General features: G+C 70.3%; 17 protein-coding genes. 7 read left to right on the top strand and 10 right to left on the bottom strand.

Annotation, left to right across the window (positions count from 1 at the left end):
- Positions 1-62: 62 nt before the first annotated feature.
- The 3 genes from ASC60_RS06320 to ASC60_RS06330 are packed head-to-tail and all read left to right on the top strand — an operon-like array spanning position 63 to position 2,198.
- A complete protein-coding gene (locus ASC60_RS06320) occupies positions 63-845 on the top strand; it encodes an ABC transporter ATP-binding protein (protein WP_055547665.1) in 783 nt (260 codons plus the stop codon).
- A gap of 14 nt (positions 846-859) precedes the next feature.
- Positions 860-1,615 (top strand): ABC transporter permease, encoded by a 756-nt coding sequence (locus ASC60_RS06325; RefSeq protein ID WP_055547668.1) that lies wholly within the window; start codon positions 860-862, stop codon positions 1,613-1,615.
- A gap of 10 nt (positions 1,616-1,625) precedes the next feature.
- The gene (locus ASC60_RS06330; RefSeq protein WP_055547670.1) at positions 1,626-2,198 is read left to right on the top strand and encodes a cob(I)yrinic acid a,c-diamide adenosyltransferase; all 573 of its coding nucleotides are present in this window, start codon (positions 1,626-1,628) and stop codon (positions 2,196-2,198) included.
- A gap of 471 nt (positions 2,199-2,669) precedes the next feature.
- Here the strand turns inward: ASC60_RS06330 and ASC60_RS06340 are convergent, their stop codons facing one another.
- Both ASC60_RS06340 and ASC60_RS06345 read right to left on the bottom strand, forming a co-directional pair.
- Positions 2,670-2,882 (bottom strand): hypothetical protein, encoded by a 213-nt coding sequence (locus ASC60_RS06340; protein WP_055547674.1) that lies wholly within the window; start codon positions 2,880-2,882, stop codon positions 2,670-2,672.
- Positions 2,879-3,214 carry a hypothetical protein gene (locus ASC60_RS06345; protein ID WP_234356821.1) on the bottom strand — a complete coding sequence of 112 codons (336 nt, stop codon included), beginning with the start codon at positions 3,212-3,214 and terminating at the stop codon, positions 2,879-2,881. Before ASC60_RS06345 ends, ASC60_RS06340 begins: the two co-directional genes overlap by 4 nt.
- 185 nt (positions 3,215-3,399) lie before the next feature.
- On the opposite strand from ASC60_RS06345, the gene ASC60_RS06350 reads away from it, so the two are divergent.
- Together ASC60_RS06350 and ASC60_RS06355 are read left to right on the top strand one after the other, a co-directional pair.
- Entirely contained in the window at positions 3,400-4,650 is a 1,251-nt protein-coding gene (locus ASC60_RS06350) for a helix-turn-helix domain-containing protein (RefSeq protein ID WP_159043210.1), read from the top strand.
- A gap of 15 nt (positions 4,651-4,665) precedes the next feature.
- On the top strand, positions 4,666-4,980 hold the full coding sequence (locus tag ASC60_RS06355; protein WP_055547680.1) for a 4a-hydroxytetrahydrobiopterin dehydratase: 315 nt from the start codon (positions 4,666-4,668) through the stop codon (positions 4,978-4,980).
- Between the two features lie 469 nt (positions 4,981-5,449).
- Here the strand turns inward: ASC60_RS06355 and ASC60_RS06360 are convergent, their stop codons facing one another.
- A complete protein-coding gene (locus tag ASC60_RS06360; protein WP_055547682.1) occupies positions 5,450-6,001 on the bottom strand; it encodes a hypothetical protein in 552 nt (183 codons plus the stop codon).
- 159 nt (positions 6,002-6,160) lie between these two features.
- On the opposite strand from ASC60_RS06360, the gene ASC60_RS06365 reads away from it, so the two are divergent.
- Both ASC60_RS06365 and ASC60_RS06370 read left to right on the top strand, forming a co-directional pair.
- A complete protein-coding gene (locus ASC60_RS06365; protein ID WP_055547684.1) occupies positions 6,161-7,372 on the top strand; it encodes a sensor histidine kinase in 1,212 nt (403 codons plus the stop codon).
- Positions 7,369-8,070 carry a response regulator transcription factor gene (locus ASC60_RS06370; RefSeq protein ID WP_055547686.1) on the top strand — a complete coding sequence of 234 codons (702 nt, stop codon included), beginning with the start codon at positions 7,369-7,371 and terminating at the stop codon, positions 8,068-8,070. Before ASC60_RS06365 ends, ASC60_RS06370 begins: the two co-directional genes overlap by 4 nt.
- Positions 8,071-8,079: 9 nt before the next feature.
- Here the strand turns inward: ASC60_RS06370 and ASC60_RS06375 are convergent, their stop codons facing one another.
- The 7 genes from ASC60_RS06375 to ASC60_RS06405 form a co-directional block, all read right to left on the bottom strand.
- Positions 8,080-8,529, bottom strand: coding sequence for a DUF2550 domain-containing protein (locus ASC60_RS06375; RefSeq protein ID WP_055548703.1), 450 nt, complete (start codon positions 8,527-8,529; stop codon positions 8,080-8,082).
- A 120-nt stretch (positions 8,530-8,649) separates the two neighbouring features.
- Positions 8,650-9,027: a F0F1 ATP synthase subunit epsilon gene (locus ASC60_RS06380; protein WP_055547688.1), complete on the bottom strand. Its 378-nt coding sequence runs from the start codon at positions 9,025-9,027 to the stop codon at positions 8,650-8,652.
- A gap of 112 nt (positions 9,028-9,139) precedes the next feature.
- On the bottom strand, positions 9,140-10,594 hold the full coding sequence (gene atpD / locus ASC60_RS06385; RefSeq protein ID WP_055547690.1) for a F0F1 ATP synthase subunit beta: 1,455 nt from the start codon (positions 10,592-10,594) through the stop codon (positions 9,140-9,142).
- A gap of 5 nt (positions 10,595-10,599) precedes the next feature.
- A complete protein-coding gene (locus ASC60_RS06390; protein WP_055547692.1) occupies positions 10,600-11,538 on the bottom strand; it encodes a F0F1 ATP synthase subunit gamma in 939 nt (312 codons plus the stop codon).
- 2 nt (positions 11,539-11,540) lie between these two features.
- Positions 11,541-13,112, bottom strand: coding sequence for a F0F1 ATP synthase subunit alpha (gene atpA, locus ASC60_RS06395; protein WP_055547695.1), 1,572 nt, complete (start codon positions 13,110-13,112; stop codon positions 11,541-11,543).
- 89 nt (positions 13,113-13,201) lie between these two features.
- A complete protein-coding gene (locus tag ASC60_RS06400; RefSeq protein ID WP_055547697.1) occupies positions 13,202-14,017 on the bottom strand; it encodes a F0F1 ATP synthase subunit delta in 816 nt (271 codons plus the stop codon).
- Positions 14,014-14,574, bottom strand: coding sequence for a F0F1 ATP synthase subunit B (locus tag ASC60_RS06405; RefSeq protein ID WP_055547699.1), 561 nt, complete (start codon positions 14,572-14,574; stop codon positions 14,014-14,016). The genes ASC60_RS06400 and ASC60_RS06405 overlap by 4 nt, the downstream gene beginning before the upstream one ends.
- Positions 14,575-14,601 lie beyond the last annotated feature (27 nt).

Genomic DNA, 14,601 nt, shown 5'->3' on the forward strand with positions numbered 1-14,601 from the left:
CTGGGCTCACTTTATTTTTGGTGTCATTGCAAAGTTTAAGTGACTCTGCTTTTCTTGGCGGCATGCCAGTCATCGCCACGAGCGGGCTCGCCCGCACCTTCCACACCAAGCGCGGCCCCGTGGAGGCCGTCCGCGGCATCGACCTGACCGTCGAGGCCGGGGAGATCCTGGGCTTCCTGGGCCCCAACGGCGCGGGCAAGACCACCACGCTCCGCATGCTCACCACACTGCTCCCGCCCACCGGCGGCAGCGCCACGGTCGCCGGGCACGACCTCGCCACCGACCCGGGCGGGGTGCGGCGCCGCATCGGGTACGTCGCCCAGTCCGGCGGGGTCGACCCCACCGTCTCCGTACGGGAGGAACTGGTCACCCAGGGCCGCCTCTACCGGCTCCCCCGGCGCGAGGCCGTGGCCCGCGCCGGTGAACTGGCCGACGACCTGGGCCTGACCGGGTTGCTGGACCGCCCCTGCGCCGCCCTCTCCGGCGGGCAGCGGCGCCGTCTGGACATCGCGCTGGGCCTCGTCCACCGGCCCGGGATCCTGTTCCTCGACGAGCCGACGACGGGGCTGGACCCGGCCGGGCGCGCCGATCTGTGGGACCTCATCCGGCGGCTGCGCGCCGAGCAGGACATGACCGTCTTCCTGACCACCCACTACCTCGACGAGGCGGACGCGCTCGCCGACCGGCTCGTGGTCGTCGACCAGGGCCGGGTGGCCGCCGAGGGCACGGCGGCACGGCTCAAAGCCGAGTACGGCGGCTCGCCGGACGCCACGCTCCAGGACACCTTCATCGCCATCACCGGGCGCCGCGCCGCCCCCCACGACCCCGCCCCGCTCGCCGTCTGACCCCGGGAACTCCCATGCCTCACGTCATCTCCGACACGGCCCTGATCTTCCGCCGCTACGCCCGCCAGACCCTGCGCTCCAAGCCCGCCATGGTCTTCGGCCTCGTCCAGCCGCTGCTGTTCCTGGTCTTCTTCGGTCCGCTGCTCACCGGCATACCGCTGGGCGGCGAGGGCGACTCCTGGCAGACCATCGTCCCCGGCATCCTCATCCAGCTCGGCATGTTCAGCGCCTCGTTCGCCGGGATCGGCATCGTCTTCGAAAAGCGCACCGGCGTCATCGAGCGGATGCGGGTCACCCCGGTCAGCCGACTGGCCCTGCTCATGGGCCGGGTGCTCAAGGACGTCGTGCAGCTCCTGCTCCAGTCCGTGGTGGTCGTCCTCGTCGCCGTCGCCATGGGCCTGCGCGCGCCGCTGCCGGGCGTCCTGATCGGCCTCGGCTTCGTCGCCGCGCTGACCGTCTCGCTCGCCTCGCTCTCGTACGCGCTGGCCATGCGCGTGGAGTCGCCGCAGGGCTTCGCCCCCGTCATCAACTCCGTCACCATGCCCGCGATGCTGCTCTCCGGCATCCTGCTGCCGATGTCGCTCGGCCCGCGCTGGCTCGACATCACCTCGCACCTCGTGCCGTTCCGCTACCTCGTGGACGGCGTACGGGCCGCCTTCGCCGGGGACTACGGGGACGGCAAGATCGGGCTCGCGTGCCTGGTCGCCACCGGGCTCGCCGCTGTCGCCGTGACCCTCGGCACCCGGCTCTTCCGGCAGGCCGGCGCGTAGGCTCGGCCCCATGGTCAATCTCACCCGCATCTACACGCGCACCGGGGACAAGGGCACCACCTCCCTCGGCGACATGAGCCGCACCGACAAGACGGACCTGCGGATCGCCGCGTACGCCGACGCGAACGAGGCGAACGCGGCGATCGGAGTGGCCATCGCGCTGGGCTCGCTGCCGGCCGGGATCACCGAGGTCCTGGTCCGGGTCCAGAACGACCTGTTCGACGTGGGCGCCGACCTGTCCACCCCGGTGGTCGAGAACCCCGAGCATCCGCCGCTGCGCGTCCGGCAGACCTACATCGACAAGCTGGAGGCGGACTGCGACCGCTTCCTGGAGGAGTTGGAGAAGCTGCGCAGCTTCATCCTCCCCGGCGGCGCCCCGGGCGCGGCCCTGCTGCACCAGGCGTGCACGGTCGTACGGCGCGCGGAGCGCTCCACGTGGGCGGCCTTCGCCGAGCACGGCGACACCATGAACCCGCTCACCGCGACCTACCTCAACCGCCTGTCCGACCTGCTCTTCATCCTGGCCCGCTCGGCCAACAAGGAGGTGGGCGACGTCCTCTGGGTCCCCGGCGAAAACCGCTGAGGCGGGGCCTGCCCGAACGGGGTCGGCCCCGGACCCCCGGGCGGCCTCCGGAGCCCCCGCAACGAGGCCGCTGCCCACAGACGCGGTCGGCGCCGCTGGCGCAGCGCCCAGCCCGCTCGGGCTACTCGGTGCACTGTCGGTCGTGCATGGCCGCGTGTCCTGGCACGGTGGCGAGGCCCTCCGCGGAACGATCCCGGCTTACGGGCCGGGGCGCGCATCCCCGACAGACGTACCGCGTCCGTCCGGGCCCGGTCGGGGTGGACTCGTGGACCGTCGAGAGTTCCTCGTCCCTGCCGCAGCAGTCGCAGCGCCCGGGCGCGCCCGGTTGCAAGGCGGCGTCGGAGCGGCCAGCGTTGTGGATGCGCAGCAGTTCCTGACCGGTGTCGCACAGGCGGTCGCTGGTGCGGCAGGTAGGGCAATCCATCCCGTGTTCAAGGACGAGAGCGAACGCGACCTCGGGGGTGTCGGCCATCACGACCGTCCCGGCTGGATCGCGCGCCCCGTCTCCCGTGCGCGGCGCATGCTGCCAATGACGGCGAACACGTCGACCTGCTTCGGAAAGCTGGGCGCGCAGCCGGGGCACGCGTACGTGGTGCGGCCTCCGACGCTGGCGCCGTGCTCCATTCCGACGACGACCGGCTCGTCCGCCGACTGCTGGCAGCGCGCGCAGATCTGCCTCGTCATCGCTCGTCTCCCGGCTGGACTCCCAGCTCGGCCAGCGTCGCGGCGCGCAGCGCCTCGTAGAGGAAGACCGGGTCGGTGAGGTACTGATCACGCTGAGGTGGCACGCACCAGTGCACACCGGGCCCCTCCCCGCGGCTGACGGGCGGCACGCCCACGAAAACCGCCTGGGGCCCGTCTCCGAGTACGTCTGCGTACCGCAGGTTCCAGCCCGCGGCGGTGCCGGGCGGGATGAGGAAGTAGAGCCGGGCGCAGTCGGGGTCCGCGATGACCGCGCCGGCCGCTTCACCGAGCAACTCCAAGGCACGGTTGCCTGCGGCGGACCGCACTCGCACGGCGTCCCACCATTGGCCCGCACGGAGTGCCTCGATTTCAGTACCGTTCGGTGGTGTCCACTGGCTCGCCGTCTTCATGATCGCGTCGCCTCTCGTTCGACAGGTTCTGTCCACCGATACAACTGGGCACGGATGTTGGGAGACAGGGCTCCAGTAGGGGCCAGGTAGGGGCCAGCATGGAGCGCGTGACCATCGGGGAACGGATTCGGGAACGCCGGACCGAACTCGGCATGGGTCAAGGTCAGCTCGCCGTGAAGGTGAACCAGTTGGCTGGGCTGACGTCCGGAGGGTTAACCCGGAACGAGATCAGCCGGTACGAGAGAGGTCTTCGTAAGCCGCACGACTGGTTACCGTTGATCGCACGGGCGCTCGGAGTGTCCATCGGTTGGCTGACGGGCGCTCCCGCCCCTGCCCCGCTGGCATTGGCCGACGCGCTGGCCCAGCTCGAACAGGACCTCGGCATGACGATCAACCGGCGCACGTTCCTCACGGACAGCAGTGGCCTCGCGCTGTCCGTGATCCCATCCGGAGATCCCGGCTCCAAGGCCGTGCCCCCCGAGGCTGTGGCGTACTTCCGGCGTCAGCTCGATGACCTCTGGCGAGCCGACGCGGCACAGAGCCCGCGCCGGTTGATCCCGACCGCGGCCGCGCAATTCCAGATCGTCGCGCACCTGGCTACCAACAGCCACGGCGACCTCCGCAGGCGGCTATGGCAGACAGCGGCGGCTTTCACCGGACTGATCACCTGGCTCTACCAGGACGCCGGTCAGCTCGATCAGGCTTCAGCCTGGGGCACCCGCACGCTGGAGCTGGCCCACCGCGCTCACGACAAACAGCTCGTGGCCCATGCGCTGACCAACCGCGCCATGGTGGACATGGACCTCGGCGACGGCCCCACAACCGTAGAGATGGCCAGCGCGGCCCTGGCTGACGAGAAGCAGCTATGCGCCAAGGTCAAGGTCCAGGCACTTCAGCAAGCGGCCCACGGGCAGGCCCTGGTCGGCGACCGCAGAGCCTGCGACCAGCTACTCGACCGAGCTGGTCGACTCATTGATCGAATCGATGACGATCACCCGTGGGGCGTCGCGACCAGGACCCCGCTCTACCTGGAGATCCAGCGGGCCACCTGCTACAGCCGAATGCAGCTCGGCTCGGAAGCCGTTCGGCTGTGGGACCAGGTCATGCCCTCTGCGGAGTGGCAGAACTCCGGTGTCTTCGCCGCCCGTCAGGCGGCCGCGCTGGCAGACAGCAGGCGTCCTGACGAAGCGGTCGCAGCCCTGGAGGCTGCGGTACACGTAGCGGAAGAGGTCGAGTCCGCACGACTGCGCAGGGAATTGACGACCGCCTGGGAACGCCTGGCGCCGTGGCACCTCGCACCGCAGGGCCAAGAGGTGCGGGCGCTGTTCGACGGCATTGGGCTGCGGACCGCGCACTGAGGGTAGAGGCACCCCATGGCAGAACGAGACCCGCTGACAGCAGAGGAAGTCCAGGCGCATCTGGAACGCTGGGAAGGCTGGTCCGGGGACACGAGCCGGATCGGAAAGACCTACCAGCTCGATTACTACACGAGCATCAAGGTCATCAACGAGGTGGCCGAGGCCGCGCAGAAACTTCAGCACCACCCGGACATCGACATCCGGTGGGAGCGGCTGCACTTCAGCATCACGACGTACAGCGCTGGAGCGATCGTCACCCCGCTGGACTTCAAACTCGTGGCAGAGATCGAGCGCGTCACTGCCGCGCACGGGGCGAAGACCGCCCCCTAACTCGCGTCCGTGTACGTCCCGCTTGACGTTGGGGCCACCTTGGTTGGCGATGAGGGCGTTGGTGGGCATCCCTGCGCGCGAGAGGGGTGGGAACCGGGTGCTCGGCGCTGCGTTGTGACGGTCGGGCGTTGGCCCGGTGAGCTCGGAAGAACTGACCAAGCAATCATGTGAGAGCGTCCGCGTCCCCTGGAGAACGGGGACGCGGGACGCACTCCACTCGCCTGCGACCTGTGTAAACGGCCAATGGAAGTCGCCGGCATCGCGGCCCCGCGGGCGCGGCCCCGGAGCCGGGGCCCGGGACGCAGTCCCAGTAGGGCCCGGGGCAGAGCCCCAACTCAGAGCCAGGCGCACCCCCAGGCTGCCCAGGGGGCGTAGCCCCGACCGGGGCCCGGGTCACAACCCCGGGTGGGCCCAGGGGCGCAGCCCCGGAGCGGGGTCCGGGGGTGTCGCCCGCGGTTTCGGGGAGGGGCTAGCGCGGGGCGGGTTCGGAGGGCTCGCGCTTCGGCCAGAGGGTGTAGGACAGCCCGATGATCACGTTGATGCCGATCACGAGCAGCATCTTCGACTGCCACTCGCGCAGCGAGCCGATGTCGCCATCGTCGCCGACGTACCAGATCGCGCCCTGGAGCAGCGCCATCGCGATGGCCGCCGCCAGGATCCAGCGGGCGGCGGTCTTCCATTCGTGGGCCGCTCGCGCCATGCCGTACTTCGGCGGCTTCACCGGCGGCGGGCCGTGGAAGAAGCGGTGGGCCACCCGCTGGTCGACCCAGCGGATCGTCTGGTGGCCCAGGGCGACCGAGAAGCCGATGTAGACCGCGGCGAGCCCGTGCTTCCAGTCCGGTTCGGCGCCGTTCTTGAGGTCGATCGCGGTCGCCACGAACAGCACCAGCTCCAGCATCGGTTCGCACAGCAGCACGCCCACACTCGCGCGCGGCATCTTGGCCACGTACCGCAGCGCCAGCCCCACGGCCAGCAGCACCCAGAAGCCGACCTCACAGGCGATGATCAGCGCGACAATCACGGTCTCTCCTCTCGCTCTTCCTCACCGTCCCGCGCGATCCGGGCGTTCGCCTCGTCGCCCGTGACGAGACCCGGGTGCATCCTTCGATGTACGACGGGTGCGAGGAGGACCGGCCCGGAGGGGGAGGACCGGGGGCGCGCCGCGTGCTGTGATGGGGGCATGCCGCACCGCCTGCCGCGCCCCCACCGCGACGACATGCTCATCGGCCTCGCCGGGGTGTTCGGCGGGGTGCTGCTGTGGGCGCTGGGGCTGCACAACAATCCGCCGTTCTTCGGTACGCCCCGGTGGTTCGGGCTGGTCGCCCTGGTCGTCATCTCGGGGGCGGAGCTGCTGCGGCGTACGGCGCCGGTCGCGGGGCTCGGCATCGGGACCGTCGCCGTGGCCGTGGACCTGTGCAGCGGCGGGCTGGCCGCGACGCTGCTGATGTACACGGACCTGATCTACGCGTGCGTCATGTACGGCACCCCCGCCACCGCCCGCCGCGTCCCCCGGCTGTGCGTGCTGGTCACGGCGCTGGCGACGGCCGTGCCGCTGGCGGTCCTCCAGGAGCCGGAGACGCTGCTGATCGGCATGCTCGTCGCGGTGTTCACCATCAGCCCGGCGTGGACCGGGGTGCTGGTCCGCAACCACCGGGAGGAGGCCGCGGCCGAGCGGCTGCGCGCCGAGCAGACCGCGCTGCTGGCCGAGTTGGACCGCCGGGAGGCGGTCACCGCCGAGCGGGCCCGCATGGCCCGCGAGTTGCACGACATGGTGGCGGGCCACCTGTCCGCCATCGCCATCCACTCCACCGCCGCCCAGTCGCTCAAGGACCCGGCCGCGACGGAGGAGGCGCTCGGGGTCATCCGGGAGAACAGCGTGCGCGGACTGGCCGAGATGCGGCGGCTGATCGGGCTGCTGCGGGACACGCGCGACGCGGACCGGCCCTCCGCCGCGCCCACCCTCGACGCGCTGGACACCCTGCTGGAGCAGGCCAGGAGTGCCAGTTCACCGGGCGGGCAGGACTTCGTCCTGTCCGACGAACGCCCGCCGGACTCCGCCCCGCTGCCCGCCCCGGTCGAACTCGCCGCGTACCGCATCGTCCAGGAGTCGCTGACCAACGCCCTCAAGCACGCCGGGCCCGGCAGGGTGGATGTGACGCTGACGCACTCGGCGGACGGCGCGGACGGTGCGGACGGCGCCCTGGAAGTCCGGGTGACCAGCCCGTACGGTGAACGCCCCGCGCCCCGGGCACCCGGATCCGGCACCGGACTGGTCGGGATGCGGGAACGCGTGACGCTGCTCGGCGGCACCCTCGACGCGGGCCCCGCCCCCGGCCCCTCCGGCACGGTGTGGCGGGTGCGGGCCGCCCTGCCGCTGGGTGACGGGGCATGACGACCATCCATGACGGCACAGGAGTCGCGGTGCATCCGAAATCCGAGGAGCCCATCCGGGTGCTCGTCGCCGAGGACCAGGCCGCGGTGCGCTCCGGGCTCGTGCTCATCCTGCGGTCGGCGCCCGGCATCGAGGTGGTCGGCGAGGCCACCGACGGCGAGGAGGCCGTGGCGCGGGCCCGTGCGCTGTGCCCCGACGTGGTGCTGATGGACGTCCAGATGCCCCGGCTCGACGGGGTCTCCGCGACCCGTCAGGTGGTCGCCGAGGGGCTGGCGGACGTGCTGGTGCTGACCACGTTCGACCTGGACGAGTACGTCTTCGGCGCGCTGCGCGCCGGGGCGGCCGGCTTTCTGCTCAAGGACAGCGACGCGGCACGGCTGGTCGAGGCGGTCCGCACGGTCGCGCGTGGTGAGGGGCTGATCGCGCCCGCGGTGACCCGTCGGCTGATCGCGGAGTTCGCCAGGTCCGGCGCCGGGACGGCGGCCGATCCCGCCGTGCTCGCCGCGCTCGCCGCGCTCACCCCGCGCGAGCGCGAGGTGCTGGGCTGTCTGGGCCAAGGGATGTCGAACGCGCAGATCGCGACGCACCTGACCATGGCGGAGGCGACGGTGAAGACCCACGTCAGCCGGCTGCTCGGCAAGCTGGACCTGCGCAGCCGGGTCCAGGCGGCCGTCCTGGCGCAGGAATTGGGGGTGTGAGCCTTAAGGCTACGCGACGTTGACGCGCTGGCCGGGCGGGGCGGCCTCCAGCCAGGCCAGGAAGCCGGTCAGGGCGTCGTCGCTCATCGCCAGCTCCAGCCGCGTACCACTGTGGCGGCAGGCCAGGATCACCGCGTCGGAGAGCAGGGCCAGCTCTTCCTCGCCCTTGGGGGTACGCCGCTCCAGCACCTCGATCGAGGCGCGCTCGAGCGTCCGCCGAGGCCGGACCGCGTACGAGAAGACCCGGAACCACTCGATCCGGTCACCGTTGTAGCGGGCGATCCCGTACACCCACCCCTTACCGCTGGGCTCCGCCTCGGGTCCGGGCGCGCCCCAGCGCATGGAACAGTCGAAGGTGCCGCCGGACCGCTGGATCAGCCGCCGCCGCAGCCCGAAGACGAAGAGTCCCGCCACCACCAGCGCGACGACCACGCCGCTCACGAGCAGAGCGAGGACCATCTTCACCGACCTCCTCGCCTCATCCGGAAAAACCGCACCTGCATCGCCTCAGCCGCGGACCACTGAAGAGGAGCTCCAGCGAGGTCCGCGGCTGAGGTTTTCCGACCGTACGTGACAGGCTCAGTGCACTCCCGCCACCGCACGCAGCCGGACGTCGGCGCGCCGCTCGGCGGCGGCGTCCGCCTCCGACTTGGCGCGCTCCAGCGCCCGCTCCGCGCGCTTGACATCGATTTCGTCGGACAGCTCCGCGATCTCGGCCAGCACCGAGAGCTTCTCGTCCGCGAACGAGATGAACCCGCCGTGCACCGCGGCGACGACCGTCCCGCCGTCGCTCGTACGGATGGTCACCGGGCCGGACTCCAGCACACCGAGCAGCGGCTGGTGGCCGGGCATGACGCCGATGTCACCCGATGTGGTGCGCGCGATGACCAAGGTGGCCGTGCCGGACCAGACACTACGGTCCGCCGCGACCATCTCGACGTGCAGCTCAGCAGCCAACGTGGCTCCTCGGGTCTGAGACCTGCCGGGGACGACAGGGCTTTCGTCAAAGAATAACGGGCGTACGGAGAGGGGTGGGACCGGGCCCACCCCTCTCCTCAAGGCAGGACGCTCAGGAGACGCCCAGCTCCTTGGCCTTCGCCTTCAGGTCGTCCAGGCCACCGCACATGAAGAACGCCTGCTCCGGGAAGTGGTCGAACTCACCGTCGGCGATCGCGTTGAACGCGGCGATCGACTCGTCCAGCGGCACGTCCGATCCGTCGAGCCCGGTGAACTGCTTCGCCGCGTGGGTGTTCTGCGACAGGAAGCGCTCGATGCGGCGGGCGCGGAAGACGGTGAGCTTGTCCTCCTCGCCCAGTTCGTCGATGCCCAGGATGTTGATGATGTCCTGGAGGTCCTTGTACTTCTGCAGGATCGACTTCACGCGCGAGGCGCAGTCGTAGTGGTCCTGCGAGATGTAGCGCGGGTCCAGGATCCGGGACGTCGAGTCCAGCGGGTCCACCGCCGGGTAGATGCCCTTCTCCGAGATCGGCCGGGAGAGCACCGTGGTCGCGTCGAGGTGCGCGAAGGTGGTCGCCGGGGCCGGGTCGGTGAGGTCGTCCGCGGGGACGTAGATCGCCTGCATCGAGGTGATCGAGTGACCGCGGGTCGAGGTGATGCGCTCCTGGAGGATGCCCATCTCGTCGGCCAGGTTCGGCTGGTAGCCCACCGCGGAGGGCATGCGGCCGAGCAGGGTCGAGACCTCGGAACCTGCCTGGGTGAAGCGGAAGATGTTGTCGATGAAGAACAGCACGTCCTGCTTCTGCACATCGCGGAAGTACTCCGCCATGGTCAGACCGGCCAGGGCGACGCGCAGACGGGTGCCCGGGGGCTCGTCCATCTGGCCGAAGACCAGCGCGGTCTGCGGGAGCACGCCGGACTCGGCCATCTCCTCGATCAGGTCGTTGCCCTCACGGGTGCGCTCGCCGACACCGGCGAACACGGAAACGCCCTCGTGCAGCTTGGCCACACGCATGATCATTTCCTGGATGAGGACGGTCTTGCCGACGCCCGCGCCGCCGAACAGACCGATCTTGCCGCCCTTGACGTACGGGGTCAGCAGGTCGACGACCTTCAGGCCGGTCTCGAACATCTCGGTCTTGGACTCGAGCTGGTCGAACGCCGGGGCCTTGCGGTGGATGGCCCAGCGCTCGGTGACCTCGGACTCGGCCTCGGGCTCGTTCAGGATCTGGCCGAGGGTGTTGAACACCCGGCCCTTGGTGACGTCGCCGACGGGCACGGTGATCCCGGCGCCGGTGTCGGTCACCGCGGCCTGGCGGACCAGGCCGTCGGTGGGCTGCATGGAGATGGAGCGCACCAGGCCCTCGCCGAGGTGCTGCGCGACCTCGAGGGTCAGGGTCTTCTTCGCCCCGTCCTCGGCCGGGTCGGCGATCTCGACGTGCAGCGCGTTGTAGATCTCCGGCATCGCGTCGACGGGGAACTCCACGTCGACGACCGGGCCGATGACCCGCGCGACGCGGCCAGTGGCCACGCCAGCAGGAGCGGTCGGCTCAACAGTGGTGGTCATAGTTGTCAGTCACTCCCCGCAGAGGCGTCGGCCAGAGCGCTCGCGCCACCGACGATCTCGCTGATTTCCTGGGTGATGTCGGCCTGGCGGGCCGCGTTGGCAAGCCGCGTGAGCGACTTGATGAGCTCATCGGCATTGTCGGTCGCCGACTTCATCGCCCGCCGGGTGGCCGCGTGCTTGGAGGCGGCGGCCTGGAGCAGGGCGTTGTAGATACGAGCCTCGACGTACCGCGGCAGCAGGGCGTCGAGGACGTCCTCGGACGACGGCTCGAACTCGAAGAGCGGCAGCAGCTCGCCCTTCTTCTCCTGCCCCTCCGCCGACCCCGCGGCGCCAGCCGCTGATGTCGCTTCGAGGCTGAGCGGCAGCAGTCGGTCCTGGACCGGGGTCTGCGTCAGCATCGAGACGAACTCGGTGAACACGATGTGCAGCTCGTCCACGCCGCCGTCGGCCGTCTCCTGGAGCACGGCCTCGATCAGCGGTCCGGCGATCTTCTTGGCGTCGGCGTAGGTCGGGTTGTCGGTGAAGCCCGTCCACGACTCCGTGACCTTGCGCTCACGGAAGGAGTAGTAGGCGACGCCCTTGCGGCCGACGATGTAGGTGTCGACCTCCTTGCCCTCGCCGGTGAGCCGCTGCGTGAGCTGCTCGGCCGCCTTGATGACGTTGGAGGAGTAGCCTCCCGCGAGCCCGCGGTCGCTCGTGATGAGCAGCACCGCGGCACGGGTCGGGTTCTCGGCCTCCGTGGTCAGCGCGTGCTGGGTGGTGGAGCCCTTGGCCACGGCGCCGACCGCGCGGGTCAGCTCGGTGGCGTACGGGGTCGACGCGGCCACCTGGCGCTGCGCCTTGACGACCCGCGAGGCGGCGATCATCTCCATCGCCTTGGTGATCTTCTTGGTCGCGGAGACGGACTTGATCCGCCTCTTGTAGACCTTGACCTGGGCACCCATACTCAGCCCTCGCCCAGCAGCTTGCCGTCCGAGGTCTCGAACTGCTTCTTGAAGCCGTCGACGGCCTCGCCCAGTGCCGCGATCGTGTCGTCGGACATCTTGCCGCCCTCGACGATGCTGGTCAGCAGTCCCTTGTGCTCGCGGTGGAGGTGGTCCAGCAGCTCACGCTCGAAGCGGCGGACGTCCTCGACCGGCACGTCGTCCATCTTGCCGTTGGTGCCGGCCCAGATGGAGACGATCTCGTCCTCGGTGGAGTACGGGGCGTACTGGCCCTGCTTCAGCAGCTCGACCATGCGCGCACCGCGCTCCAGCGACGCCTTCGAGGCCGCGTCCAAGTCGGAACCGAAGGCGGCGAACGCCTCCAGCTCGCGGTACTGGGCGAGGTCCACGCGGAGGCGGCCGGAGACCTGGCGCATGGCCCGGTGCTGCGCGGAGCCACCGACTCGGGAGACCGAGATACCGACGTTGAGGGCCGGCCGCTGGTTGGCGTTGAACAGGTCGGACTCGAGGAAGCACTGACCGTCGGTGATGGAGATGACGTTGGTCGGAATGAACGCCGACACGTCGTTCGCCTTGGTCTCGACGATCGGCAGACCGGTCATCGAGCCGGAGCCCATCTCGTCGGAGAGCTTGGCGCAGCGCTCCAGCAGCCGGGAGTGCAGGTAGAACACGTCACCCGGGTAGGCCTCACGCCCCGGCGGGCGGCGCAGCAGCAGCGACACGGCGCGGTACGCGTCGGCCTGCTTGGACAGGTCGTCGAAGACGATCAGGACGTGCTTGCCCTCGTACATCCAGTGCTGACCGATGGCCGAGCCGGTGTAGGGCGCCAGGTACTTGAAGCCCGCCGGGTCGGACGCCGGGGCGGCGACGATCGTCGTGTACTCCAGGGCACCGGCCTCCTCCAGCGCGCCGCGCACGGACGCGATGGTGGAGCCCTTCTGGCCGACGGCGACGTAGATGCAGCGGACCTGCTTCTTCGGGTCGCCGGAGCGCCAGTTGTCGCGCTGGTTGATGATCGTGTCGACGCACAGCGCGGTCTTGCCGGTCTGCCGGTCACCGATGACCAGCTGACGCTGGCCGCGGCCGATCGGGGTCATGGCGTCGACGGCCTTGTAGCCGGTCTCCATCGGCTCGTGGACCGACTTGCGCTGCATCACCGTGGGGGCCTGCAGTTCGAGGGCTCGGCGGCCCTCGGTCTCGATCTCGCCGAGGCCGTCGATCGGGTTGCCCAGCGGGTCGACGACGCGGCCGAGGTAGCCCTCGCCGACGGCTACCGAAAGGACCTCGCCGGTGCGGTGCACCTGCTGGCCCTCCTCGATGCCGCTGAACTCGCCGAGGACAACGGCACCGATCTCGCGCTCCTCGAGGTTGAGGGCGAGGCCGAGGGTTCCGTCCTCGAACTTCAGCAGTTCGTTCGCCATGGCCGAGGGAAGACCCTCGACCCTCGCGATGCCGTCGCCGGCAACGCTGACCGTACCGACCTCCTCGCGCGAGGCCGCGTCCGGCTTGTACGCCTGGACAAAGTTCTCCAGCGCGTCCCGGATCTCCTCCGGCCGGATCGTGAGCTCCGCCATCTGGGTTCCCTGCTCTCCTTGTTGGGCCCGAAGTAAGTGACTACGGCCCAACTCGGGCCGCTTACATGCTTGTTGAGTTGGTGGCTGGATCAGCCGGCCATCCGCCGGCTCGCCTCTTCGAGGCGGTCAGCGATGGTCCCGTTGATGACCTCGTCGCCGATGCGCACGACGACCCCGCCGAGGACCTCGGGGTCCACGTCGAGATTGAGGTGCACCTGGTGTCCGTACAGTGCCGCCAGGGCGGCGCCGAGGCGCTCCTTCTGCCGGTCGCTGAGCGGAACCGCCGAGGTGACGACCGCGACCATCCGGTCCCGGCGCGCCGCGGCGAGCCTGGACAGCTCGTCGAGACCCGCCTCCAGGCTACGTCCGCGCGGCTGGGTCACAAGACGCACGACAAGCCGCTCGGTGACCCGGTCGGCCCGGCCGCCCAGCAGCTCGCGCACCAGTCCGGCCTTGGCCGTACCGCTCGCGCGCCGGTCGGCCAGCGCCGACCGCAGCTCGGACGAGGAGGAGATGATCCGGCCGAACCGGAACAGCTCGTCCTCGACGTCGTCCAGGGCACCGGCCCGCTGGGCCGCCACCAGGTCGGCGCTGCTCGCCAGCTCCTCGACCGCGTCCGCCAGGTCGCGCGAGCGCGACCAGCGGGAGCGGACCATGCCGGAGACCAGGTCCAGGACCTCGCCGCCGACCTGTCCGCTCAGCAGGCGCCGGGCCAGTTCGGCCTTGCCCTCGCCGGACTGCGCCGGGTCGGTGAGGACCCGGCGCAGCGAGACCTCACGGTCGAGCAGCGCGGTGACGGCGGCCAGCTCGTCGGCGGCGACACCCGCGTCGACGGACGTGTTGTCCATCAGCGCGTCGAAGCGCTCGCGCGCGGCAGCCAGTGCCTCCCTGCTCGCTCCGTTCATCGTCCAGCCTCGGCCTTCGAGCCGTCGGCCGCCTTGGCCTCGAGGTCGTCGAGGAAGCGGTCGATGGTGCGGCTCTGCCGGGCGACGTCCTCGAGGGACTCGCCGACGATCTTGCCGGCCAGGTCGGTGGCGAGCTTGCCCACGTCCTGGCGCAGGGCCGTACCGGCCTGCTTGCGCTCGGCCTCGATCTGGGCGTGACCGGCCGCGATGATCTCCTCACGCTGCCGCTGTCCCTCCGCGCGCATCTCAGCGATGAGCGCGGCACCCTGCTCCTGCGCCTCCTGGCGCAGTCGGGCGGCCTCGTGACGGGCGTCGGCGAGCTGGGCGCGGTAGTCCTCGAGGACCTGCTGCGCCTCGGCCTGAGTTGCCTCGGCCTTCTCCATTCCGCCCTCGATCGCCGCGCGGCGCTCGTCCAGAACACGGTTGATGTTCGGGAGGAGCTTCTTGGCGAAGAAGATGAAAACGATGGCGAAGGCGATCAGGCCGATGACAAGCTCTGGGATCGGCGGGATGAGCGGGTTCTCCTGCTCCTCCGCCAGGTGTACCAGGGCGTTCACATCATTGCCTTTCGTCGGATTCAGCTG

The organism is Streptomyces sp. NBRC 110028 (assembly GCF_001417735.1).
GTDB lineage: Bacteria > Actinomycetota > Actinomycetes > Streptomycetales > Streptomycetaceae > Streptomyces.